Source organism: Streptomyces sp. SAT1, from assembly GCF_001654495.1.
Classification (GTDB): domain Bacteria; phylum Actinomycetota; class Actinomycetes; order Streptomycetales; family Streptomycetaceae; genus Streptomyces; species Streptomyces andamanensis.
In genome coordinates, this window is sequence record NZ_CP015849.1 from 4055493 (window position 1) to 4077525 (window position 22033).

At 73.2% G+C, this 22033-nt stretch carries 18 protein-coding genes; 13 read left to right on the top strand and 5 right to left on the bottom strand.

Annotation, left to right across the window (positions count from 1 at the left end; translation table 11 throughout):
• Window positions 1–35: 35 nt before the first annotated feature.
• Complete coding sequence (locus tag A8713_RS17480; protein WP_237305403.1) at window positions 36–1283, bottom strand: threonine aldolase family protein; 1248 nt, start codon at window positions 1281–1283, stop codon at window positions 36–38.
• A 189-nt stretch (window positions 1284–1472) separates the two neighbouring features.
• Between A8713_RS17480 and A8713_RS17485 the strand changes: the two genes are divergently transcribed.
• The 10 genes from A8713_RS17485 to A8713_RS17530 all read left to right on the top strand — a co-directional run bounded on the left by A8713_RS17485 (window position 1473) and on the right by A8713_RS17530 (window position 11045).
• A complete protein-coding gene (locus tag A8713_RS17485; RefSeq protein WP_064534420.1) occupies window positions 1473–2432 on the top strand; it encodes a Rossmann-like and DUF2520 domain-containing protein in 960 nt (319 codons plus the stop codon).
• 91 nt (window positions 2433–2523) lie between these two features.
• On the top strand, window positions 2524–3543 hold the full coding sequence (gene panC / locus A8713_RS17490) for a pantoate--beta-alanine ligase (protein WP_064534421.1): 1020 nt from the start codon (window positions 2524–2526) through the stop codon (window positions 3541–3543).
• Window positions 3540–5273, top strand: a complete 1734-nt coding sequence (locus A8713_RS17495; RefSeq protein WP_064534422.1) for an L-aspartate oxidase — start codon at window positions 3540–3542, stop codon at window positions 5271–5273. The genes panC and A8713_RS17495 overlap by 4 nt, the downstream gene beginning before the upstream one ends.
• Before the next feature lie 4 nt (window positions 5274–5277).
• Window positions 5278–6282, top strand: coding sequence for a carboxylating nicotinate-nucleotide diphosphorylase (gene nadC / locus A8713_RS17500; RefSeq protein ID WP_064534423.1), 1005 nt, complete (start codon window positions 5278–5280; stop codon window positions 6280–6282).
• Window positions 6273–7070 carry a type III pantothenate kinase gene (locus A8713_RS17505; RefSeq protein ID WP_018568862.1) on the top strand — a complete coding sequence of 266 codons (798 nt, stop codon included), beginning with the start codon at window positions 6273–6275 and terminating at the stop codon, window positions 7068–7070. The genes nadC and A8713_RS17505 overlap by 10 nt, the downstream gene beginning before the upstream one ends.
• A gap of 1114 nt (window positions 7071–8184) precedes the next feature.
• Window positions 8185–8961, top strand: a complete 777-nt coding sequence (locus A8713_RS17510) for a hypothetical protein (protein WP_216826772.1) — start codon at window positions 8185–8187, stop codon at window positions 8959–8961.
• A gap of 54 nt (window positions 8962–9015) precedes the next feature.
• Window positions 9016–9207, top strand: coding sequence for a hypothetical protein (locus A8713_RS17515; protein ID WP_064534425.1), 192 nt, complete (start codon window positions 9016–9018; stop codon window positions 9205–9207).
• A gap of 145 nt (window positions 9208–9352) precedes the next feature.
• The gene (locus A8713_RS17520; protein WP_079159023.1) at window positions 9353–9865 is read left to right on the top strand and encodes a BlaI/MecI/CopY family transcriptional regulator; all 513 of its coding nucleotides are present in this window, start codon (window positions 9353–9355) and stop codon (window positions 9863–9865) included.
• A 9-nt stretch (window positions 9866–9874) separates the two neighbouring features.
• On the top strand, window positions 9875–10444 hold the full coding sequence (locus A8713_RS17525; RefSeq protein WP_078509999.1) for an amino-acid N-acetyltransferase: 570 nt from the start codon (window positions 9875–9877) through the stop codon (window positions 10442–10444).
• 262 nt (window positions 10445–10706) lie between these two features.
• A complete protein-coding gene (locus A8713_RS17530; RefSeq protein ID WP_018568857.1) occupies window positions 10707–11045 on the top strand; it encodes a histone-like nucleoid-structuring protein Lsr2 in 339 nt (112 codons plus the stop codon).
• A gap of 16 nt (window positions 11046–11061) precedes the next feature.
• Here the strand turns inward: A8713_RS17530 and A8713_RS17535 are convergent, their stop codons facing one another.
• Window positions 11062–11676 (bottom strand): SCO3374 family protein, encoded by a 615-nt coding sequence (locus A8713_RS17535; protein ID WP_064534426.1) that lies wholly within the window; start codon window positions 11674–11676, stop codon window positions 11062–11064.
• Window positions 11677–12117: 441 nt separating this feature from the next.
• Between A8713_RS17535 and A8713_RS17540 the strand changes: the two genes are divergently transcribed.
• On the top strand, window positions 12118–14643 hold the full coding sequence (locus tag A8713_RS17540; protein WP_018568855.1) for an ATP-dependent Clp protease ATP-binding subunit: 2526 nt from the start codon (window positions 12118–12120) through the stop codon (window positions 14641–14643).
• A 71-nt stretch (window positions 14644–14714) separates the two neighbouring features.
• On the opposite strand, the gene A8713_RS17545 is transcribed toward A8713_RS17540, so the two are convergent.
• Window positions 14715–17765, bottom strand: a complete 3051-nt coding sequence (locus tag A8713_RS17545) for an NACHT domain-containing protein (protein ID WP_064534427.1) — start codon at window positions 17763–17765, stop codon at window positions 14715–14717.
• A gap of 56 nt (window positions 17766–17821) precedes the next feature.
• Entirely contained in the window at window positions 17822–18511 is a 690-nt protein-coding gene (locus A8713_RS17550; protein WP_064534428.1) for an HAD family acid phosphatase, read from the bottom strand.
• Window positions 18512–18965: 454 nt separating this feature from the next.
• Between A8713_RS17550 and A8713_RS17555 the strand changes: the two genes are divergently transcribed.
• The gene (locus tag A8713_RS17555; RefSeq protein ID WP_018568852.1) at window positions 18966–19544 is read left to right on the top strand and encodes a M23 family metallopeptidase; all 579 of its coding nucleotides are present in this window, start codon (window positions 18966–18968) and stop codon (window positions 19542–19544) included.
• Window positions 19545–19694: 150 nt separating this feature from the next.
• On the opposite strand, the gene A8713_RS17560 is transcribed toward A8713_RS17555, so the two are convergent.
• On the bottom strand, window positions 19695–20291 hold the full coding sequence (locus A8713_RS17560; RefSeq protein WP_064534429.1) for a TetR/AcrR family transcriptional regulator: 597 nt from the start codon (window positions 20289–20291) through the stop codon (window positions 19695–19697).
• Between the two features lie 152 nt (window positions 20292–20443).
• Between A8713_RS17560 and A8713_RS17565 the strand changes: the two genes are divergently transcribed.
• Complete coding sequence (locus A8713_RS17565; RefSeq protein WP_064534430.1) at window positions 20444–22009, top strand: MDR family MFS transporter; 1566 nt, start codon at window positions 20444–20446, stop codon at window positions 22007–22009.
• Window positions 22010–22033: the final 24 nt, after the last annotated feature.

Consider the following 22033-nt stretch of genomic DNA (forward strand, 5'->3'; position numbering starts at 1 on the left):
TCGCCGCACCGCGCCGACCTCGTGGGTGCGCCGGGTCAGGTCCGGGCGCACGCCTCCGCGAGGCACGCGGCGAAGCCGGCGACCGCCGACCGCACGTCGTCCGCCGTCCACTCCAGGCCCTCGGCCCGCACGGTGACCTCGGTGAAGGCGAGCCCGGGGCCGCCGCGGTCCCAGGGGCGGGCGAACAGCAGGGTCCGCGTCGCCTCCCCCTGGAGCACCGCCGCCTCGGCGAGCACGTCCGCGTCGTACGGCAGCCAGACCTGGAACTCATGGGTGTGCGGCACCTCGGGGTGCACGCGGAACCAGGGCAGCCCGGCCGCCGCGAAGCCCTCGCGCAGCGCGGCGGCCACCACGCGCGCGTGCCGCACGTACGAGGGCAGGCGGGGCAGCTCCCGGTCGAGCCCGGCCAGCGCCGACAGCGCGGTCGGGAACTGCTGGAAGACCGTGCCGCCGTACCGGTGCCGCCAGGTCCTCGCCTCGGCCACCAGCTCGGCCGGCCCGGCGAGCACCGCGCCGCCGAAGCCCTCCAGGGACTTGTAGAGCGACACGTACACGCTGTCGGCCAGGTCCGCGATCTCCGCCAGCGGCCGCCCGAAGTGCTCGGTGGCCTCCCACAGGCGCGCGCCGTCGAAGTGCACCACGGCGTCCCGCTCGCGGGCCGCGGCGACGACGTCCGTCAGCTCCTGCCAGGTGGGCAGGAGGAAACCGGCGTCCCGCAGGGGCAGCTCCAGCATCAACGTCCCGAAGGACTCGTCCAGGTCGCGCACCTCGTCGGCGGTCGGCTGCCGGGGCTCGCTCGTCACCCGGACCGGGCGCAGGCCGCTGACCTGGCTGAACGCATGGCGTTCGTGGACCTCGGGGTGGGCCAGGGCGTGCAGGGCCACGGCCCGGTCGCCGGTGCGGGCCGCCCAGCAGCGCAGGGCGACCTGCTGGGCCATCGTGCCGGTCGGGAAGAAGGCGGCGGCCTCCTTGCCGAGCAGGGCCGCGGTCCGCTCCTCCAGTGCCTCGACGACACCGCTGCCGTACATGTCCGACGTCTCGTCGAGGTCGTGGACGTCCCGTGCCTGCTCCAGGTCCGCCAGCCGCTCCCGGAGCGTGCCGAGATACGCGGGGCGCGACAGGACGCGCTCCGCGCTCCGGTACGCGGCGAGGCGCCTTTCGCGCAACCGCGTGCGCCGCTCCTCGGCCGCGGCCGGGTTCTCGGCCGGGTTCTCCTGATGATCTGTCCGGCCCGTGCCGTCCGCCCGGCCGTGGTGCTGGTCCTGGTCCGCCGTGTCGTCCATGCCGTGGATCATCCCCCGCGCCGCTCGCACGGGGCACCCGGATTTCACCGCCGGCCGCGCGGGTGCGCCGCGGGCCGTGGTGTGACCCACAGCCTGTGGACGAACGGACGCCTCCCGGACGGATAGCGTTAACATGACGAGAAATCGTCCGGTACCCGGAGCGGACTGGAACGGGAAGGCCACTGCCGCGTGAGTACAAGCCAACAGCCAGACCCCAGGGACCGCCCCGCGCGGCTCACCGTCGGTGTCGTCGGCGCCGGCCGGGTGGGTCCCGCGCTCGCCGCGTCCCTCCAGCTCGCGGGCCACCGTCCGGTGGCCGCCTCGGGCGTCTCCGACGCCTCCAGGCGGCGGGCCGGGCACCTGCTGCCCGGCGTCCCCCTGGTGCCGCCCGCCGAGGTCCTCCAGCGCGCCGACCTGGTGCTCCTGACCGTCCCCGACGACGCCCTGCCCGCCCTCGTCGCGGGCCTCGCCGAGACCGGCGCCGTACGCCCCGGCCACCTCCTCGTGCACACCTCGGGGCGGTACGGCACGCGGGTGCTTGACCCCGCCCGGCGCGCGGGCGCGCTGCCGCTGGCCCTGCACCCGGCGATGACCTTCACCGGCACCCCCGTGGACGTGCAGCGGCTGGCCGGGTGCTCGTTCGGCGTCACGGCCCCCGAGGAACTGCGGATGGCCGCCGAGGCCCTGGTCATCGAGATGGGCGGCGAACCGGAGTGGATCGCCGAGGAGATGCGCCCGCTCTACCACGCGGCCCTCGCCCTGGGCGCCAACCATCTGGTGACGCTGGTCGCGCAGTCCATGGAGCTGCTGCGCGCGGCCGGTGTGGCCGCCCCCGACCGGATGCTCGGCCCGCTGCTCGGCGCCGCCCTGGACAACGCCCTGCGCTCCGGCGACGCGGCCCTCACCGGCCCGGTCGCGCGCGGGGACGCGGGCACGGTCGCCGCACACGTCGGCGAGTTGCGCCGGCACGCCCCGCAGACCGTCGCGGGCTATCTGGCGATGGCCCGCGCCACCGCCGACCGCGCCCTCGCCCACGGGCTGCTCAAGCCGGAGCTAGCCGAGGACCTGCTCGGCGTCCTGGCCGAAGGGACCGCGGGCCCCGGCCCCGGCCCCACCGGCGCCGGTGAGGACGAGGGTGATGCCCGATGACCCGCGCGGGGCACTCGGCGAACCGGACGGCGCGGACCGCCGCGGAGGAGGGCCGCCCGGTGACCCCGGCGCCCGGGAACGGAGACGCCCGATGACCACAGCCCTGCTGCGCACCGCCGACGAGCTGCACGCGCGCGTGCGCACCGGCCGCCGCGCCGTCGTGATGACCATGGGCGCCCTGCACGACGGGCACGCCGCCCTGATCCGCGCCGCGCGCAGGAGCGCGGGCGACGGCGGCGAGGTCGTCGTCACCGTGTTCGTCAACCCGCTCCAGTTCGGCGCGGGCGAGGACCTGGACCGCTACCCGCGCACCCTGGAGGCGGACGTCAAGCTCGCCGAGCAGGCGGGTGCCGACGTCGTCCTCGCGCCCTCCGTCGACGAGGTCTACCCCGGCGGCGAGCCGCAGGTGCGCGTCACCGCCGGGCCCATGGGCGGGCGCCTGGAGGGCGCCTCGCGCCCCGGGCACTTCGACGGCATGCTCACCGTCGTCGCCAAGCTGCTGCACCTCACCCGCCCGGACGTCGCCCTGTTCGGGCAGAAGGACGCCCAGCAGCTCGCGCTGATCCGCCGCATGGTGCGCGACCTGAACTTCGGCGTGGAGATCACCGCCGTCCCCACCGTCCGCGAGGACGACGGACTGGCCCTGTCCAGCCGCAACCGCTACCTCTCCCCGCAGGAGCGGCGCACCGCCCTCGCGCTCTCCCAGGCCCTGTTCGCCGGCCGCGACCGGCACGCCGCCCAGGAGGCGCTGCGCGCCCGCGCCCGCGAAGTGCCCTCCACGCGCGCGCGTGCCGACGCGCTGAGCGCGCTGGGCGAGTCCCGTGCCGCGGCCGACGCCGCCGCCGTCGCCAAGGCGGCACCCGGCGCGCCCGACGCCGTCCGCGCGGCGGCCCGGCTGGTCCTCGACGAGGCCGCCCGCCTCGACCCGCCGCTCGAACTGGACTACCTGGCCCTGGTCGACCCGGCCGACTTCACCGAGATCGGCGACGGCTTCACCGGCGAGGCCGTCCTCGCCGTCGCCGCCCGGGTCGGGGCGACCCGGCTGATCGACAACATCCCCCTGGCCTTCGGCGCCCCCGGGGACCCGGCAACCCTTGGAGCCGCCTCGTGACCAGCACCGCCATACGTCTGCCCGCGCCCGCGCCCGGGTGGTCCGTCGCCGCGGACGTCGTGGTCGTCGGCTCCGGCATCGCCGGGCTCACCGCCGCCCTGCGCTGCGAGGCCGCCGGACTGACCACGGTGGTCGTCACCAAGGCCCGCCTGGACGACGGGTCCACCCGCTGGGCCCAGGGCGGCATCGCCGCGGCCCTCGGCGAGGGCGACACCCCCGGACAGCACCTGGACGACACCCTGGTCGCCGGGGCCGGCCTGTGCGACGAGGAGGCCGTACGGATCCTCGTCACCGAGGGCCCCGACGCGGTCCGGCGGCTCATGTCCACCGGGGCCCGCTTCGACACCGACGACGCGGGCGGCATCCAGCTCACCCGCGAGGGCGGCCACCACCGCCGCCGCATCGTCCACGCGGGCGGCGACGCCACCGGCGCCGAGGTGTCCCGGGCGCTGGTCGAGGCGGTCCGCGCGCGCGGGATCCGCACCGTGGAGAACGCCCTCGTCCTGGACCTGCTCACCGACTCCGAGGGCCGCAGCGCGGGCGTCACCCTGCATGTGATGGGCGAGGGCCAGCACGACGGCGTGGGCGCCGTGCACGCGCCCGCCGTGGTCCTGGCCACCGGCGGCATGGGCCAGGTGTTCTCCGCGACCACCAACCCGGCCGTGTCCACCGGAGACGGCGTGGCCCTCGCCCTGCGCGCCGGCGCGGAGGTCTCCGACCTGGAGTTCGTGCAGTTCCACCCGACGGTGCTCTTCCTCGGCGCGGACGCCGAGGGCCAGCAGCCGCTGGTCTCCGAGGCGGTCCGCGGTGAGGGCGCCCACCTGGTCGACGCCGACGGCGTGCGCTTCATGCTGGGACAGCACGAGCTGGCCGAGCTGGCGCCCCGGGACATCGTCGCCAAGGGCATCACGCGCCGGATGCAGGAGCTGGGCACCGAGCACATGTTCCTCGACGCCCGGCACTTCGGTGCCGCCATGTGGGAGCGGCGCTTCCCGACGATCCTGGCCGCCTGCCGGGCCCACGGCATCGACCCGGTCACCGAACCCGTCCCCGTCGCCCCGGCCGCCCACTACGCCTCCGGGGGCGTACGCACCGACTCCCGCGGCCGGACCACCGTGCCCGGCCTGTACGCGTGCGGGGAGGTCGCCTGCACCGGCGTGCACGGCGCCAACCGGCTCGCCTCCAACTCCCTCCTGGAGGGGCTGGTCTACGCCGAGCGGATCGCCGCCGACATCGCCCGCGAGCGGTCCAAGGGCGCTCTGCACGCGCGCGTGCCCGAACTCGTCCCGCACCCCGGGCAGCCCGCGCACCCGCTGCTGGCCCCCGAGGCCCGGTTCGCGATCCAGCGGATCATGACCGAGGGCGCCGGTGTGCTGCGCTCCGCCGCCTCCCTGGCCACGGCCGCCGACCGGCTGGACGCGCTGCACGCCGAGGCCCGCGCCGCCCTCGACGAGAACGGCAAGACCGCCGAGCCCGGCATCGACACCTGGGAGGCCACCAACCTCCTGTGCGTGGCCCGCGCCCTGGTGGCCGCCGCCGGGCTGCGCGAGGAGACCCGGGGCTGCCACTGGCGCGAGGACCACGCCGAGCGCGACGACGCCCGCTGGCGGCGCCACATCGTCGTACGGCTGAACCCGGACCGTTCGCCGGTCGTGCACACCACGGACACCGCAGACTTCCCCCCGACCCGCCCCGGGGCCACCGGGCCCCGCCGTCCCCAGGAGCAGTGAACAAGTGAGCACCGAAGACCTTCCCCTCGCCCCGAGCGGCGGCTGCGGCGACGGCTGTGCCTGCGGCGCGGACACCGACGAGGACCACGACGGCTACGACGAGTGCGGGCTCGACCCGGCGCTCGCCGAACTGCTGGCCGGTGCCGGACTCGACCCCCTGGAGGTCGAGGACATCGCCAATGTCGCCGTGCAGGAGGACCTGGCCCACGGCGTGGACGTGACGACGGTCGCGACCATCCCCGAGGAGGCCGTGGCAACCGGCGACTTCACCGCCCGCGAGGCCGGTGTGGTGGCGGGCCTGCGCGTCGCCGAGGCGGTGCTCTCGGTGGTCTGCACGGACGAGTTCGAGGTCGAGCGGCACGTCGAGGACGGCGACCGCGTCGAGGCCGGGCAGAAGCTGCTGTCGGTCACCACGCGCACGCGCGACCTGCTGACCGCCGAGCGCAGCGCGCTGAACCTGCTGTGCCGCCTGTCCGGCATCGCGACCGCCACGCGCGCGTGGGCGGACGCCCTGGACGGCACCCGGGCCAAGGTGCGCGACACCCGCAAGACGACGCCGGGCCTCAGGTCCCTGGAGAAGTTCGCCGTCCGGGCCGGCGGCGGCGTCAACCACCGCATGTCCCTCTCGGACGCGGCCCTGGTCAAGGACAACCACGTGGTCGCCGCCGGCGGCGTCGCGGCGGCCTTCGAGGCCGTCCGGGGAGCCTTCCCGGACGTGCCCGTCGAGGTCGAGGTCGACACCCTGCACCAGCTGCGCGAGGTGGTGGACGCGGGCGCCGATCTGATCCTGCTGGACAACTTCACGCCCGGCGAGTGCGAGGAGGCCGTGGCCATCGTCGACGGCCGCGCGCTGCTGGAGGCCTCCGGCCGGCTCACCCTGGACAACGCACGCGCCTACGCGGAGACCGGCGTCGACTTCCTGGCGGTCGGCGCCCTCACCCACTCCTCGCCGATCCTGGACATCGGCCTGGACCTGCGCGCGCCGGAAGCGGAGCAGGCATGCTCCTGACCATCGACGTGGGCAACACGCACACGGTCCTCGGCCTGTTCGACGGCGAGGACATCGTCGAGCACTGGCGCATCTCCACGGACGCCCGCCGCACCGCCGACGAACTGGCCGTCCTGCTCCAGGGCCTGATGGGCATGCACCCCCTGCTCGGCGACGAGCTGGGCGACGGCATCGACGGCATCGCGATCTGCGCGACCGTCCCCTCGGTGCTGCACGAGCTGCGGGAGGTGACGCGCCGCTACTACGGCGACGTCCCGGCCGTCCTGGTCGAACCGGGCGTCAAGACCGGTGTGCCGATCCTGACCGACAACCCCAAGGAGGTCGGCGCGGACCGCATCATCAACGCGGTCGCGGCGGTCGACCTGTACGGCGGCCCGGCCATCGTCGTCGACTTCGGCACGGCGACGACGTTCGACGCGGTCTCCGCGCGCGGGGAGTACATCGGCGGCGTCATCGCCCCCGGCATCGAGATCTCCGTGGACGCCCTCGGCGTCAAGGGCGCCCAGCTGCGCAAGATCGAGGTGGCCCGGCCGCGCAGCGTGATCGGCAAGAACACGGTCGAGGCGATGCAGGCGGGCATCGTCTACGGGTTCGCCGGGCAGGTGGACGGCGTCGTGGGCCGCATGGCCCGCGAACTGGCCGACGACCCGGACGAGGTCACCGTGATCGCGACCGGCGGGCTGGCCCCCATGGTGCTCGGCGAGTCCTCCGTGATCGACGAGCACGAGCCCTGGCTCACCCTGATCGGCCTGCGGCTCGTCTACGAGCGGAACGTGTCCCGGCTCTGAGGCACGCGCCCGCGTGACGCCGCGCCGTACGCGCGCCACCACACGCGTACGGCGAGCCGGGCCCTCACCGGCCGGACCGCGTCCCGGCGGCCGTTCCCGGTGGCCGGGCCGGGCCGGACCGCGCCGCCCGGCCGCCCCGGACCGCGTGCCGACCGGACCGGGCGGCCGAGCCGGCCGGATGCGCGGGTCGGCCGAGCCGGCAGGTACGCGGCCGGACGCGCCCGCGCGTACGCCCCGCCGCGCCGCGCCGCCCGAGCACGGCGGATCCCCGGCCGTACCGACGCCTGTGGCCGGGCCCGCTGACTGGGGCCGCTCGACCACCGGCGCCGGCCGAACGCGCGGTCGGATGCGCCCGCGCGTGCGCCCGTTCGGTCGCGCCGCCCGCGCATGGCGGATTCTCCGGCCGGACTGCCCCTGCGGCCGGACCCGCCCCCCTGGGCCAGACGGGCCAGACCGCCTGGACGGACCGCCGGGTCGGCCGAATGCCCGGCCGGGCGCGCCGTTCATGCATCGACAGGACCGGGCAGCCGAGCCGGTCGGATGCGCCCGCGCGTGCGCCGTCGGGTCGAGCCGCCCGCGCATGGTGGATTCACCTGGGATGGATTGCCCCCAGGCCGTGTCCGCCGCTGCGGTCGGACCTCCCGCCGGACGGCCCCTGGGCGGGCCACCCCCCCCGGCCGGGCCGCTCCGACCACCGGCGCTGGCCGAATGCACGGTCGGATGCGCCCGCGCGTGCACCGGATCGGTCGCGCCGCCCGCGCATGGTGGATTCCCCGGCCGGACCCGCCCCCTGGGCCAGACCGCCTGGACGGACCGCCCGCGCCCGGCCCAGCGCCCGGCCGGGCGCACACCCCGCGCGCCGACGGGACCGGGCACCCAAGCCGGCCGGGCCGCCCGCGCGTGCGCCCGTCAGGTCGCGCCGCCCGCGCATGGCGCCCTCCCCGGGGACCGCCCCCCGGCCGCCCCCCGACTGGGCCCCCGACCACCCCCGTCAGCCGAACGCGCGGCCGCCCGCGCCCGCGCGCATACGCACCGTCAGGCCGCGCCACGCGCCATGCCCGCCACGCGCGCGCCTTATGTCGAATTTGTCTGATTAGCGCGTATCGTCGGGCCCATGCCCACGCCATATGGAACCCGCGGCGGCATGGCGTTCGGCGCGGAGGAGCTGCGTGTGCTCCGCCGCGCCCTCGCCGTTGCCCTTCATCTCCGCCCCGCCCGTGCCGAGGACGTGCAGGACTGCCTCCGCCTCGCCGAGTCGCTCGACGAGGCGATGCGCGAGGGTGCCCGGCTGCGCGCGTTCCTGGTGGCCGACCTGGCCCGCTACCGCGACGCGCTGCCCGGTTCGGCTTCCGGCTACTTCGCGCTCCTCGACGAGGCCCTGGGCGCCGGCTACCGGCCCGTCCCCGACGACCTCGCCGCCCTGCGCGCCCTGCGCGGCAACCCGGCCGCAGCCGCCCTGCTGCGCCGCTGCGCCGGGCACGGCGCCGTCCCGGCCGTCCCGGCCTCCCGCGCCCCGCGCGGGGACTTCGCCCCGCTCGCCGCCGTCCGGGCGCCCGCGCCCGGCGTGCCGGCCGCCCGTTCGGCCCAGGACGGCGGAGCGGGTCCCGGGCCCGCCAAGCGGCCCGCGCCCAAGCCGGGCGAACGCCCCGCCCCCGCGCAGCCCGCCCCCGCGCAGCCCGCCCCCGCGCAGCCCGCCCCCGCGCAGCCCGCCCCGGCCCAGCCCGCCAGGCCCGCGCAGCCCGCCCGGCCCGGCCCGGCGCCCGCCCCCGGGGGCGGCAAGCCCGCCCGCCGCCCCGTCCCGACGCCCGGCGAGGTCTTCCCGCGCCGCAGACCGGCGCAGCCGTCCCCCGGCTCCGGCCAGCGGCTCGTCGCCCGTCTGGCCGCCGTGTAGCCATCCGGGCGACCCCGCCCCTGTTTGTCCCCGGGCCCTGGCTACTCTGGATCCATGGACTACGTCTCCGCACTCGTTCCGCCGATCGTGATGGCCGCGTTCTTCATCGGCCTGGTCAGGGTGATCGTGAAGACCCAGGGCGGCGCCGCCAAGGCCAAGGAGGACGCGGCCGTGGACGCCGCGCTGGCCCGTACGGGAGGCGGCCAGGACGCCGCCTCCGCGGGGACCTCCACCTCCGGCGCCTGACCCCGCGCCCGGCGCGGCGTACGGCCGGCCCGCCGGGGCGGAACCTCCCGTCCCGCCGCCCGCCGTACGCCCTTTTTGTTCGCCTTCGTGGCGTAATCGGATGTTCAACACGCTTCTGACCGCATCTCCCACTAAGGTCTGAGGTGTGCCTCGCCCCTTGGGAGAACTCGAAGACGCGGTCATGACACGGGTGTGGAAGTGGAACCGCCCGGTGACCGTTCGAGAAGTCCTGGAAGACCTCCAGCAGGAACGGACCATCGCGTACACCACGGTGATGACCGTTTTGGACAATCTCCATCAGAAGGGCTGGGTGCGCCGGGAAGCGGAAGGCCGGGCCTATCGATATGCGGCCGTCTCCACCCGGGCCGCCTACGCGGCCGCACTGATGAACGACGCCTGGTCCCAGAGTGACAACGCCGCCGCCGCTCTCGTCGCCTTCTTCGGCATGATGAGCGAGGAACAGCGGCAGGCCCTGCGGGACGCCGTACGGATCGTCGAAGGCGCGCCGGAGGCCACGGCGGCGGGGTTGCGCACGGAAGGCGCCGAAGCCGCCGCCGGTGAAACCGCAGGCGAAACCGGCGGTGAAACCCATGGCGAAGCCGACGGTGAAACCGGCGACCGGAACCCCGGCGCCGGAGCCGGCGGCACCGGGCGATAGCGTCCGCCCATGCCCGCAGAGCAACCCGCAGAGCATCCGGCGAAGCGACCCGCAGCGCAGCGCGAAGTCACCGCAAAAGCCATCACCGTCCGGCGGGCCCGGACCAGCGATGTCCCGGCGGTGCGCCGACTGCTCGACGACTACGCCCGCGGGCGCATCCTCCTCGACAAAGCGACCGTGACGCTTTACGAGGACATCCAGGAGTTCTGGATCGCCGAACGGGACGACAACGCCGAGGTCGTCGGGTGCGGCGCACTGCACGTGATGTGGGAAGACCTGGCGGAAGTGCGCACGCTCGCGGTGAAGCCGGGGCTCAAGGGCGCCGGTGTCGGGCACCGGCTGCTGGAGAAGTTGCTCCAGACCGCACGCTGGCTCGGCGTTCGCCGCGTATTCTGCCTGACCTTCGAAGTCGACTTCTTCGAGAAGCACGGCTTCGTGGAGATCGGTGAGACACCCGTCGACACGGATGTCTACGCCGAGCTGATGCGTTCCTATGACGAGGGCGTCGCGGAGTTCCTGGGTCTCGAACGAGTGAAACCGAACACCTTGGGCAACAGTCGGATGCTTCTGCATCTGTGATCCACCCCGGCGCCCGGAGAGGACGGCGGTGCCGAGCCGTGGAAGCCGCATTCCGCCGGACCGGCCATGCCCGCGTTCCCTATGTCCGAAACGCGTATGTTTCCGGGCGGGGATGAGGGCCCGGTCTCTCCCAGGGGTTTGTGTTTTTCCCGCAAAAGCGGTTTGCTTTCCGACGTACTGCAGTACTGCATATAACAGGGGACGGTGAAACGGCGGACGCCGACCCACCCCGGCCCTGACGTTATCGATGAAAGGAAATCCGGTGGCACAGAAGGTTCAGGTCCTTCTTGTCGATGACCTCGACGGCGGCGAGGCGGACGAGACCGTTACGTTCGCACTGGACGGCAAGACCTACGAGATCGATCTCACCACCGCCAATGCGGACAAGCTCCGCGGCCTTCTCGAGCCGTACGTGAAGAGCGGCCGGCGTACCGGCGGCCGTGCTTCGGGCGGGCGCGGAAAGGCGCGTGCGGCGGCGGCCGGCGGCAGCCAGGACACCGCGCAGATCCGTGCGTGGGCCAAGGAGAACGGCTACGACGTCAACGACCGCGGCCGTGTCCCCGCGACCATCCGCGAGGCGTACGAGAAGGCGAACGGCTAGTCACCGCAGGCAAGACCTACCGGACCGGTGACCGGCCTCGCGTGTGCCGCAGCCGGACCCGGTGGCACTGCGTCGCAGCGGTGCGCACCAGCCGTACGAGATCGGGGGCGCCCCCACCGGCCCCCTGCGCCGACAACGTCGGCAGCGAGGACTCGACCTCGCCTCCGGACTCGGGGGGCCGCAGCCACTCGGCGGCCCCCTGCGCGCGGGTCCGCGCCCCGGTGCCGGGCACCGGCGGCGCGTCCATCAGTGCCCCCGCCCCAAGGCCCACCAGGTCCAGGTCCAGCGCGTCCCACTCCAGCCAGCGCAGCAGCCCCGGAAGCTCCTCCGCGCCGCCCGCGGCCACCAGCAGCCGCATCCGGTCCCCCTGGACGGCCACCGGGGACGCGGGCACGCCCGGACACGTGCCCAGGCGGCGCAGCGTCGCACGGCCCGCCTCCAGCGGCACGTCCAGGACGTCGAAGCCGTGGCCCACGACAAGTCGTACCGGTGCTCCGGGCACCGTCGCCCACCCCAGCTCGTTCTCGTACCAGCGGCGCGCCCGGTCGGCGGGATCGAGCGGCCGGCGAGGGGACGGGAGGGGGAGAGGGGCCGTGGGGACCGTGGGGATCGCGGAGAGGCTGCCGACCATGCCGGTCCAACCGCCGCGCCCGCCCGGAGGTTACGGTGAGTCGCCCTCCGTGCGCCCTGCGTGCCCGAAGCGAGGCCGCTCGGCGGCGGTGCGGCGCGCAAGGGTGTTCGCCCATAGCGGAGGGAACCGGGGCGTCCCGCATGGAGTGTCCGTTCCCGCGGGTAAGACATGCCTAGTGGGAGGGGGCGACACGCAGGCCGCACCCCGGGCAGAGGAGTCTCACGTTCGCCATCGGCGTACTGGCGACTGGGGTAACTGCCTGGCCTGCGGGAACATCGTCTCGCACCATCGGGTTGGAGCAGATGTCGGCGTTCGGGGTCAGGAGGCCATCGACGGTGTCGGCAGTTGGAATGAGCGGTCCCCGCTTGCGGGACTAAGCTGCGGAAGGACAGGGAGGGGAAGTTCCCCCCACTGCCTGACCGCTCTGAGGAGCGATTAACGATGTTCGAGAGGTTCACCGACCGCGCGCGGCGGGTTGTCGTCCTGGCTCAGGAAGAAGCCCGGATGCTCAACCACAACTACATCGGCACCGAGCACATCCTCCTGGGCCTGATCCACGAGGGTGAGGGTGTCGCCGCCAAGGCCCTTGAGAGCCTCGGGATTTCGCTCGAGGCGGTCCGCCAGCAGGTGGAGGAGATCATCGGCCAGGGCCAGCAGGCGCCCTCGGGCCACATCCCCTTCACCCCCCGTGCCAAGAAGGTCCTGGAGCTGTCGCTCCGCGAGGCCCTCCAGCTGGGGCACAACTACATCGGCACGGAGCACATCCTGCTCGGCCTGATCCGCGAGGGCGAGGGCGTCGCCGCCCAGGTCCTGGTCAAGCTGGGCGCCGACCTCAACCGGGTGCGGCAGCAGGTGATCCAGCTGCTCTCCGGTTACCAGGGCAAGGAGACCGCCACCGCCGGCGGCCCTGCCGAGGGCACCCCCTCGACGTCCCTGGTCCTCGACCAGTTCGGCCGGAACCTCACCCAGGCCGCCCGCGAGTCCAAGCTCGACCCGGTCATCGGGCGCGAGAAGGAGATCGAGCGGGTCATGCAGGTGCTGTCCCGCCGCACCAAGAACAACCCGGTGCTGATCGGTGAGCCCGGCGTCGGCAAGACCGCCGTCGTCGAGGGCCTCGCCCAGGCCATCGTCAAGGGCGAGGTGCCCGAGACCCTCAAGGACAAGCACCTCTACACCCTGGACCTCGGCGCGCTGGTCGCCGGCTCCCGCTACCGCGGTGACTTCGAGGAGCGCCTGAAGAAGGTGCTCAAGGAGATCCGCACCCGCGGCGACATCATCCTGTTCATCGACGAGCTGCACACGCTGGTCGGTGCGGGTGCCGCCGAGGGCGCCATCGACGCCGCCTCGATCCTGAAGCCGATGCTGGCCCGCGGTGAGCTCCAGACCATCGGCGCCACCACGCTGGACGAGTACCGCAAGCACCTGGAGAAGGACGCGGCCCTGGAGCGCCGCTTCCAGCCCATCCAGGTCGCGGAGCCGTCCCTGCCGCACACCATCGAGATCCTCAAGGGCCTGCGCGACCGGTACGAGGCGCACCACCGCGTCTCGATCACCGACGAGGCCCTGGTGCAGGCCGCCACGCTGGCCGACCGGTACATCTCGGACCGCTTCCTGCCGGACAAGGCGATCGACCTGATCGACGAGGCCGGTTCCCGGATGCGCATCCGCCGGATGACCGCGCCGCCGGACCTGCGCGAGTTCGACGAGAAGATCGCGGGCGTCCGCCGCGACAAGGAGTCCGCGATCGACTCGCAGGACTTCGAGAAGGCCGCCTCCCTGCGCGACAAGGAGAAGCAGCTCCTGGCCGCCAAGGCCAAGCGGGAGAAGGAGTGGAAGGCCGGCGACATGGACGTCGTCGCCGAGGTCGACGGCGAGCTGATCGCCGAGGTCCTCGCCACGGCCACCGGCATCCCGGTCTTCAAGCTGACCGAGGAGGAGTCCTCGCGTCTGCTGCGCATGGAGGACGAGCTGCACAAGCGGGTCATCGGCCAGGTCGACGCCGTCAAGGCGCTGTCCAAGGCGATCCGCCGTACGCGCGCCGGTCTGAAGGACCCGAAGCGTCCCGGTGGCTCGTTCATCTTCGCCGGTCCGTCCGGTGTCGGTAAGACCGAGCTGTCCAAGGCGCTCGCCGAGTTCCTCTTCGGTGACGAGGACGCGCTGATCTCCCTCGACATGTCGGAGTTCAGCGAGAAGCACACGGTCTCGCGTCTCTTCGGTTCGCCCCCCGGCTACGTGGGCTACGAGGAGGGCGGCCAGCTGACGGAGAAGGTGCGCCGCAAGCCGTTCTCGGTCGTCCTCTTCGACGAGGTCGAGAAGGCCCACCCGGACATCTTCAACTCGCTGCTGCAGATCCTGGAGGACGGTCGCCTGACCGACTCCCAGGGCCGGGTCGTGGACTTCAAGAACACGGTCATCATCATGACGACCAACCTCGGCACCCGGGACATCTCCAAGGGCTTCAACCTGGGCTTCGCGGCCACGGGTGACACGAAGACCAACTACGAGCGCATGAAGAACAAGGTCTCGGACGAGCTGAAGCAGCACTTCCGGCCCGAGTTCCTCAACCGCGTCGACGACGTGGTCGTCTTCCCGCAGCTCACCCAGGACGACATCCTGCGGATCGTCGACCTGATGATCGGCAAGGTGGACGAGCGCCTCAAGGACCGGGACATGGGCATCGAGCTGTCCCAGTCCGCCAAGGAGCTGCTGTCCAAGAAGGGCTACGACCCGGTCTTGGGCGCCCGGCCGCTGCGCCGGACGATCCAGCGGGAGGTCGAGGACACGCTCTCGGAGAAGATCCTCTTCGGCGAGCTGCGCCCCGGTCACATCGTGGTCGTGGACACCGAGGGCGAGGGCGACGAGAAGACCTTCACCTTCCGGGGTGAGGAGAAGTCGGCGCTGCCCGACGCCCCGCCGATCGAGCAGGCGGCCGGCGGAGCCGGGCCGAACCTGAGCAAGGACGCGTGATCCCGCGGGACGACGCGTGACGGAAAGGGCCGGTGCCTTCGGGCACCGGCCCTTTCCCTGTGCGGGCGCGGTCAGGAGCGCAGGTAGGTGATCTCGGCCGCCGGGAAGAGCTGGGTGTGCAGCTCGCGCTGGTCGGCGTAGTCCCAGCGGGACCGGAAGACGACACGGCGCACGTGCGGCAGCCGTTCGGCCAGGACGCGCAGAAGGTGCGCGTCGTGGCGCGAGGTGAGCCTGAGGTCCCGTACGCTCGGCAGTTCCGGCATGGTCCGCAGGCCGTGTTCGAGCGTGAGCCGGCGCAGGACGAGGCTTGTCAGCGCGGGCAGCGCGGCCACCTCCCGCCAGTCGGCCCCGGTGAACTCGTGGGGGTCGCCGAGGCTGAGCGAGGTCAGGGTGGGCCAGGCGCGCAGCCCGCGCAGGGCGTGGGCGCGCATCAGGGCGATGGTGCCGAGGTGCAGGTGCTCCAGCGGGGCGCCTGTGGGCAGTACGCCGGTGAGGTCGCCGTCGGGCAGGAGCTGGTCCAGGGAGAGCCGCCGCAGCGAGCGCAGCGCGGCGAGCCCGGACAGCTCGGCGATCTCCCCGAAGGCGAGGTCGGTGAGGGGCAGCGGGGCGAGCCGGTCCAGGCCGTGGGCCCAGCCGCAGCCCCTGAGCCACAGGCCGTCGAGCCCGGAGAACGGCAGCAGGGCGCCCAGGTCCCCGACCAGCGGGTTGTCGCACAGATCGAGGAGGCGTACGCCGTCGCGCCCGGGGACGGCGGAGGCCATCTCCGCGGCCGGGTGCGCGCCCCGGAAGGTCACCCGCCGCCAGGGCCGCATCCGGGCCAGTGCCGCCCGCTGCGCGTCCGTCTCGCAGGTGATCAGGAGGTCGTCGCGGTCGAGGTGGTCCAGGACCTCGGCCGCGTACTCCTCGGTGCCGAAGCGGCGCCAGGTGCCGACGAGCTGGCGCCGGACGCCGAGGTCCGGGTGGGAGCGGAAGCGGCGCAGCACGCCGAGGGCGCCCGCGGGTTCGTCCGCGCCGAGCACCGAGGCCGTGACCGTGACGCCCAGTGCCTCCGCGTCGGTCAGTCCCTCGGGCCCCGGCAGCAGCTCCAGCACCAGGGGGCCCGCCTCGGCCAGCGCCTTGGCGTCCTCGGGGGTGCGCGGCGGGATCAGCGCGGCGGTGCGGGCCTCCACCTCGGCGCGCACCGCCGGTTCCAGGGCCGGGGTGTGCTCCAGGCAGGCCAGCGCCAGCAGGGCCAGCCGCGGGGTGTCCCGGGCGAGCAGCCGCCGCAGCACCGAGGCGCGCTCGCGGGGGCGGGCATGGGCCACCGCCATCCGGACGACGTCCTCCCACTGGGTCTCGTGGGCGCGGTCGGCCAGCAGGTCGAGGTGGCCCTCCTCCACGGCGTGGCGGGCGCCCAGGTAGTCCTGGAAGGTGCGGTGCACGAAGTCCACGGCGCCCTCGGCCGGGCGGCGCAGCAGTCCGCTGCGCAGCAGCAGCGTGCGCAGGACGGCCGAGGCGGTGGCGGGGCCGGCTGGCAGGGCGAGCGAGGGCAGGCGGCGCTCCACGATGCCCTCGGCGGTCTCGGTGTCCATCTCGGTGCGGCCGCTCAGCACCAGTGCGTAGGCCAGGCGCTGGAGGAGTTCGAGGGCGGCCTCCTCGCCCAGGTCCACCTCGTCCGTGCCGGGCAGGCCGCGTTCGCGGTCCCGGCGGGTCAGCAGCATCGCGAGGGCGGCGTCGTACAGCTCCTTGCGGCCGGTGGGCAGATAGCCGCGCCGCTCGCGGTGCAGGGCGCAGATCAGGCCGCACATGAGCGGGTTGGTGGCCAGGCGCGCCAGATCGCGTTTGGTGCGCAGCGAGTCGATGAGTGCGCCCGCGTACTCCGGGGCGCACGCGGCCTGGTGCCAGCGGTGGACGAAGGTGGCGACCTCCGTGTCGCGCATCGGGGTCAGGGTGAGTTCCCGGAAGCCCTCCTGGGCCAGCCAGTCGGGGCGTACGGCGGTGGGGCGGGAGGTCAGCAGCCACTGGTTGCCGGGGTAGGCGGCGAGCAGGGCGCCCAGCCAGTCGCGGGTGCGGTGGCGGTCGGCGGCGGGGATCTCGTCCAGGCCGTCCACCAGGAGCAGGGCCCGGCCCGCGGTGAGGACGCGCTCGGCCCAGCCCTCCGGTTCGGTGAGCGGGCAGCCGGCCGCCTTCAGGAAGCCGGCCGGGGCGGGGAGGGGGCCGGTGCGGACCAGGGTGCGCAGGGGCAGCACGAAGGGGACGCGGTCGCCGTCGCGGGCCGCGGTGACGGCCAGCCACTGCACCAGGGTGGTCTTGCCGGATCCGGCGTCGCCGCGCAGCAGGACGCGGGGGTCGGCGCGCAGCGCCTCCTCGGCCGGCAGCCGGGCGGCGTCGGTGACCGCGTGGTCCTCCGGTGCCGGGTCCGGTGTGTCCTCCCGGGCGCCGGTGGCCTCCAGGCTCAGATAGGCCACTTCCAGGGGCCAGCGGTCGGGGGAGTCGCGCAGGTCGATGCCGTAGATGGTGATGTGGTTGTGCCGCTGGGCCAGGTGGGGCAGGTAGCGGCGTTCGAAGGCGGTGTCGCGGGCGTCGGGGCGCGGGGTGCGGACGATCAGCTCGTCGATCCGGGCGATCAGCTCGGACTGGGTCCGGGTCTGCTCCACCAGGGTGCGGGCGACGAAGGTGGAGCGGCGGGTGAAGAACTCCAGGATGTGCAGGCAGGCCCCTTCGGTGGCGCTGTCCAGGAAGTACGCGGCGTCGGCGGACAGCCCGTGGGCGGCGGGGGCCGCCCCGGACAGCCGCCGGGCCAGTTCGCGGTGGCCCAGGCGTACGGCCTGGACGTCGTCCATGCCGAGGTCGCCGAGGGCGAGCAGGCGCGCGGCCAGGGCGTCGGTGACGGCGTCCTGCTCGCCGGGCGGGAAGGGCGGCTCGCCCGGCGGGTCCGCGGCCCCGCCGACCAGCCGTCCGGCGAGTTCGCGCACCTCTTTCTCGCCCAGGGAGCGCTTCTCGCCGCGGAAGGAGACGAGGTCGCTCATCCGCACGGGCCGGTCCACCAGTGCGGCGCCCGGCCCATCGGCCACGAACAGCTTCTTGACCAGCGGCGCGATCAGACCGGACGCCAGTCTGCCGCCGAGTGCCATGGGCTCCATCCGCCGCACCCCCCGTGATGTCGCGAACGGCTGGAGCCTATGCCCTGGCCGGAGGGTCAGGACAACTGGCCGTCGTAGTCCGGCAGTTTGAACGTCTTCTCGGCGTGGCCGCCGGACAGGTCGGTGGCGCTGTTGCCGATGTTCGCGATGATCGTGTAGCCGTCGGCCTCGATGCCGGCGCGCTGGGCGGTCTTGTAGTCGGCGACGTTCTTGAACAGGTCGAACAGACCGCGCACGGCGAGGCCGTCGACGCGGTAGCCGTCGTGCTCCAGGTTGTAGCGGGTCGGGGCCTTGACGATGCCGGGGCGGGCGGTGACGAAGAACATCGCGACGCCGTGCTCCTGGGCGTACCGGGCGACCTCCAGCACGGGCTTGTTGGCGGGCTGGGGCCAGGTGAAGCCGAAGTCCGTCTCCAGGGTGGTGTTGTCGACGTCGAACACGACGGCCCGCTTCTCGCCGGGGGCGCCGTGCGCGATGCGCTGCTTCAGATAGGGCAGGGCCTGGTCCATCACGGCCTGGCAGTCCCGCTGCCAGGTGGCGTGGTCGACCTTCCCGGACGCGGTGGCGGTGGCGGCGGCGGTCGCGGGGGCGGACGCGGCGGGGGCGGTCGCGGTGGTGGTGGCGGCCGGGGCGGGCGCCGGGGCGTCGGCCGCGGCCTCGGCGCCCGCCGGGACGGCCAGTGCGGCGACGGCGACCGCGGCGAGGGCGGTCGTACCGGTGCGGCGCGTCCAGGTGCCTGGGGTCATGGAGGGGTCCTCTCGCGTGCTCAGCGCTGGGGATGGGCTGGGAGCATGCTCGTGCGCGCGGGTGGCGGGAGGGGAACCGAATGATTACTTGCGGGTAACTCTGCTGAGACGGGCACCACATGAGCCCGGTCACAGGAAAAGGCGCGCCAGGGGGGTCCATCGGTGACATGGGGCACAGGCGTTTGCGCCCGCACTAGGGTACTTAGTAGGGGACAGGCGCCCTTAAACCGGACATTTCGTCCACCGGGGTGGAGGGGTGTGGGGGTTTTACAGCGGTTTTGTCCCGGATGCCCGAGGTGTCAAGAGAGCTGTATCACTGCCCGCTGTTACTAGTTCGTGTCGTAGTGGGGGTGTTTGAGGGCCGGTGACCGGCGGGGTTACCAAGGTGGGGCCCCGCCCGGCGCAGCACCTGCGTCCCGGGTGGTCCACACGTCCCCCACCCTCAGAGGTTTCGATGTTCCAGCGCGCCACCGTCCGTTCTTCCCGTGCGACCAAGCTCCGTACCCGTGCCGCCGTCCTGGCCGCCGGCCTGGGAGTGACCGCCGCAGTGGGTGCGGGCGCCGCGTCGGCCGCCGAGATGGCGGCCCCGACCGCCACCGTCGCCAAGTCGGCGGCGGCCTGGGTCGACCCGGTCAAGAGCTACACCCTGAGCGCCAGCTTCAACCAGGGCGGCAGCCACTGGGCCCACAAGCACAGCGGCCAGGACTTCGCCGTGCCGATCGGCACCAACGTCGTCGCCGCGCACGGCGGCACGGTCGTCAAGGCCGGCCCCAACGGCGGCGGTGACGGTCCGGCCTACGGCAACGCCATCGTCGTCAAGCACGCCAACGGGCTGTACTCCCAGTACGCCCACCTCTCCCGCATCGACGTGAAGGTCGGCCAGGTCGTCACCACCGGGCAGCACATAGCCAAGTCCGGCAACACCGGCAACAGCACCGGCCCGCACCTGCACTTCGAGATCCGCACCACCCCGAACTACGGCTCCGCCGTCAACCCGGTCGTCTTCCTGCGCGCCCACGGCGTGAAGGTCTGAGCCACCGGCCACCGGCCGAAGGCCCGCCGGGCCCCGAGTCTGCCTGGCTGAACGTTTCACCACTGTGCCGTCCCGTCGCTTCCGCGGTGGGGCGGCGCAGTGCTGTCCGGGGGCGCGCGGTTCGCTGCGGTCCGGAGCCGTGCGGCCCGCTCAGGCGCCGTGCGTGCCCCGATGGGCCTGGGTCACCAGATCGATGGAGACCTCCAGGACGGCCTTGCGCCGCTCCTCCGGGTCGCCCTCCAGGTCCTGCATCACGAACATGCCGGCGTGCAGCGTGAAGAGTGCGCTGATGCAGCGGACCTGGTCGGTCAGGCTCGCCTCCGGGTCGGTGATGATGTCCCGCAGGGCGCGCATCCAGTCCTTGAAGCTCTCGCCGATGCGCAGCTCCCGTACCGTCGCCTGGTTCTCCTGCATGAAGCGGAACAGCGGTGACGCCCCGGCGAGCGCTTCGCTGTAGCGGCGGACGATCTCCTGTTTGGTCTCCAGTGTGTGCGGCTGCTCCCGGCCCCACACGATCAGGTCCTGGAGCGGCTGTGTCAGATCCTCGAAGAGACTGACGACGATCTCTTCCTTCGTTCTGAAGTGGTAGTAGAGAGCCGCTTTGGTGACGTCCAGGCGCTCGGCGATCTCGCGCAGGGACGTCTTCTCGTAGCCCTGCTCCGCGAAGAGTTCGAGGGCCACGTCCTGGATGCGCTGGCGGGTGTTGCCGCGGCGCTGCTGCTTCGTGCCGTCCATCGTGACGCCCATCCTCGTACTCCTCGCGCTGTCCGGGAAATTTACCTGCCGACAGGCCGGCGGGAACTTACTTGACGCCCGGCTAGTTAAGCTCTACCTTCCCGAGTGTAGTAACTTGCCGGTCGGCAAGTAAGTAGGCAGGCACCTGGGGGAGCTGGGGAACGATGGCGGACACAGCGACAGCGGACACCAAGACCGGCGCGGACGCCGGTCCACAACCGAAGAGCGTGCGGGTCGTCCTGCTCGCGCTCATGATCGCCATGATGCTCGCGATGCTCGACAACATGATCGTGGGCACCGCGATGCCGACGATAGTCGGCGAGCTGGGCGGGCTCCAGCACCTGTCCTGGGTGGTGACCGCCTATACGCTCGCCACCGCCGCGGCCACGCCGCTGTGGGGCAAGCTCGGCGACATGTACGGGCGCAAGGGCGCCTTCATGACCTCGATCGTGATCTTCCTGGCCGGCTCCGCGCTGAGCGGCATGGCGCAGGACATGGGCCAGCTGATCGGCTTCCGCGCCATCCAGGGTCTGGGCGCCGGCGGTCTGATGGTCGGCGTCATGGCCATCATCGGCGACCTGATCCCGCCCCGGGAGCGCGGCAAGTACCAGGGCATGATGGCCGGCGTCATGGCGCTGGCGATGATCGGCGGCCCGCTGGTCGGCGGCACCATCACCGACAACTGGGGCTGGCGCTGGGCCTTCTACATCAACCTGCCGCTCGGCGCGGTGGCGCTGGTCGCGGTCAGCGCCGTGCTGCACCTGCCGAAGAAGCGCTCGCAGGCGCGCGTGGACTACGTGGGCGCGGCGCTGCTCACCCTCGGCATCAGCTCCATCGTGCTGGTCACCACCTGGGGCGGCACGGAGTACGCCTGGACGTCCGCGCGGATCATGGAACTGATCGGGATCGGCGTGGTGGCGCTCGTCGGGTTCGTGTTCTGGCAGACCAGGGCCGCCGAACCGATCGTGCCGCTGCACATCTTCCGCAGCCGCAACTTCACCCTGATGTCGCTGATCGGCTTCGTCACCGGCTTCGTGATGTTCGGCGCGGTGCTCTTCCTGCCGCTGTACCAGCAGGCGGTGCAGGGCGCCTCCGCGACCAACTCGGGCCTGCTGCTGCTGCCGATGCTCGGCGCCATGCTGGTGGTGTCGATGGTCGCGGGCCGGGTCACCACCGGCAGCGGCAAGTACAAGGTCTTCCCGGTGGTCGGCAGCGTCCTCCTGGTCGTCGGTCTCTACCTGCTGTCCCTGATGGACACCGGCACCACCCGGCTCACCTCGGGCCTGTTCATGGCCGTCCTCGGCGCGGGCATGGGCTGTCTGATGCAGGTCACCATGCTGGTCGCGCAGAACAGCGTGGAGATGAAGGACATGGGCGTGGCCTCCTCGTCCACCACCCTCTTCCGTACGCTCGGCTCGTCCTTCGGCGTGGCGATCATGGGCGCGCTGTTCAACAACCGGGTCCAGCACGAGATGACGGAGCGGGCCGGCGCCGCGGGCTCGAAGATGACCGAGAAGTCCGCCCAGCTCGACGCGGCGAGCCTGGCCAAGCTCCCGGCCGCCGCCCGCGAGGCCTACCAGCACGCGGTGTCCTCCGGTACGCACTCGGCGTTCCTGCTCGGCTCCGTGGTCGGTGTCGTCGCGCTGATCGCGGCGGTGTTCGTCAAGGAGGTGCCGCTCAAGGGCGCGGGACCGGCCCCGGCCGAGACGGCGGTCGAGGCGCAGATGTAGCGGGTGCGGGCGGCGGCACGGACA

Coding starts and splice junctions, on each gene's coding strand:
- A8713_RS17535 (WP_064534426.1), bottom strand. CDS start 11,676: ATGGTCGGCAGCCTCTCCGCGATCCCCACGGTCCCCACGGCCCCTCTC.
- A8713_RS17510 (WP_216826772.1), top strand. CDS start 8,185: ATGCCCACGCCATATGGAACCCGCGGCGGCATGGCGTTCGGCGCGGAG.
- A8713_RS17545 (WP_064534427.1), bottom strand. CDS start 17,765: ATGGAGCCCATGGCACTCGGCGGCAGACTGGCGTCCGGTCTGATCGCG.
- A8713_RS17525 (WP_078509999.1), top strand. CDS start 9,875: ATGCCCGCAGAGCAACCCGCAGAGCATCCGGCGAAGCGACCCGCAGCG.
- A8713_RS17540 (WP_018568855.1), top strand. CDS start 12,118: ATGTTCGAGAGGTTCACCGACCGCGCGCGGCGGGTTGTCGTCCTGGCT.
- A8713_RS17480 (WP_237305403.1), bottom strand. CDS start 1,283: ATGGACGACACGGCGGACCAGGACCAGCACCACGGCCGGGCGGACGGC.
- A8713_RS17515 (WP_064534425.1), top strand. CDS start 9,016: ATGGACTACGTCTCCGCACTCGTTCCGCCGATCGTGATGGCCGCGTTC.
- A8713_RS17505 (WP_018568862.1), top strand. CDS start 6,273: ATGCTCCTGACCATCGACGTGGGCAACACGCACACGGTCCTCGGCCTG.
- A8713_RS17565 (WP_064534430.1), top strand. CDS start 20,444: ATGGCGGACACAGCGACAGCGGACACCAAGACCGGCGCGGACGCCGGT.
- A8713_RS17550 (WP_064534428.1), bottom strand. CDS start 18,511: ATGACCCCAGGCACCTGGACGCGCCGCACCGGTACGACCGCCCTCGCC.
- A8713_RS17560 (WP_064534429.1), bottom strand. CDS start 20,291: ATGGGCGTCACGATGGACGGCACGAAGCAGCAGCGCCGCGGCAACACC.
- A8713_RS17555 (WP_018568852.1), top strand. CDS start 18,966: ATGTTCCAGCGCGCCACCGTCCGTTCTTCCCGTGCGACCAAGCTCCGT.
- panC (WP_064534421.1), top strand. CDS start 2,524: ATGACCACAGCCCTGCTGCGCACCGCCGACGAGCTGCACGCGCGCGTG.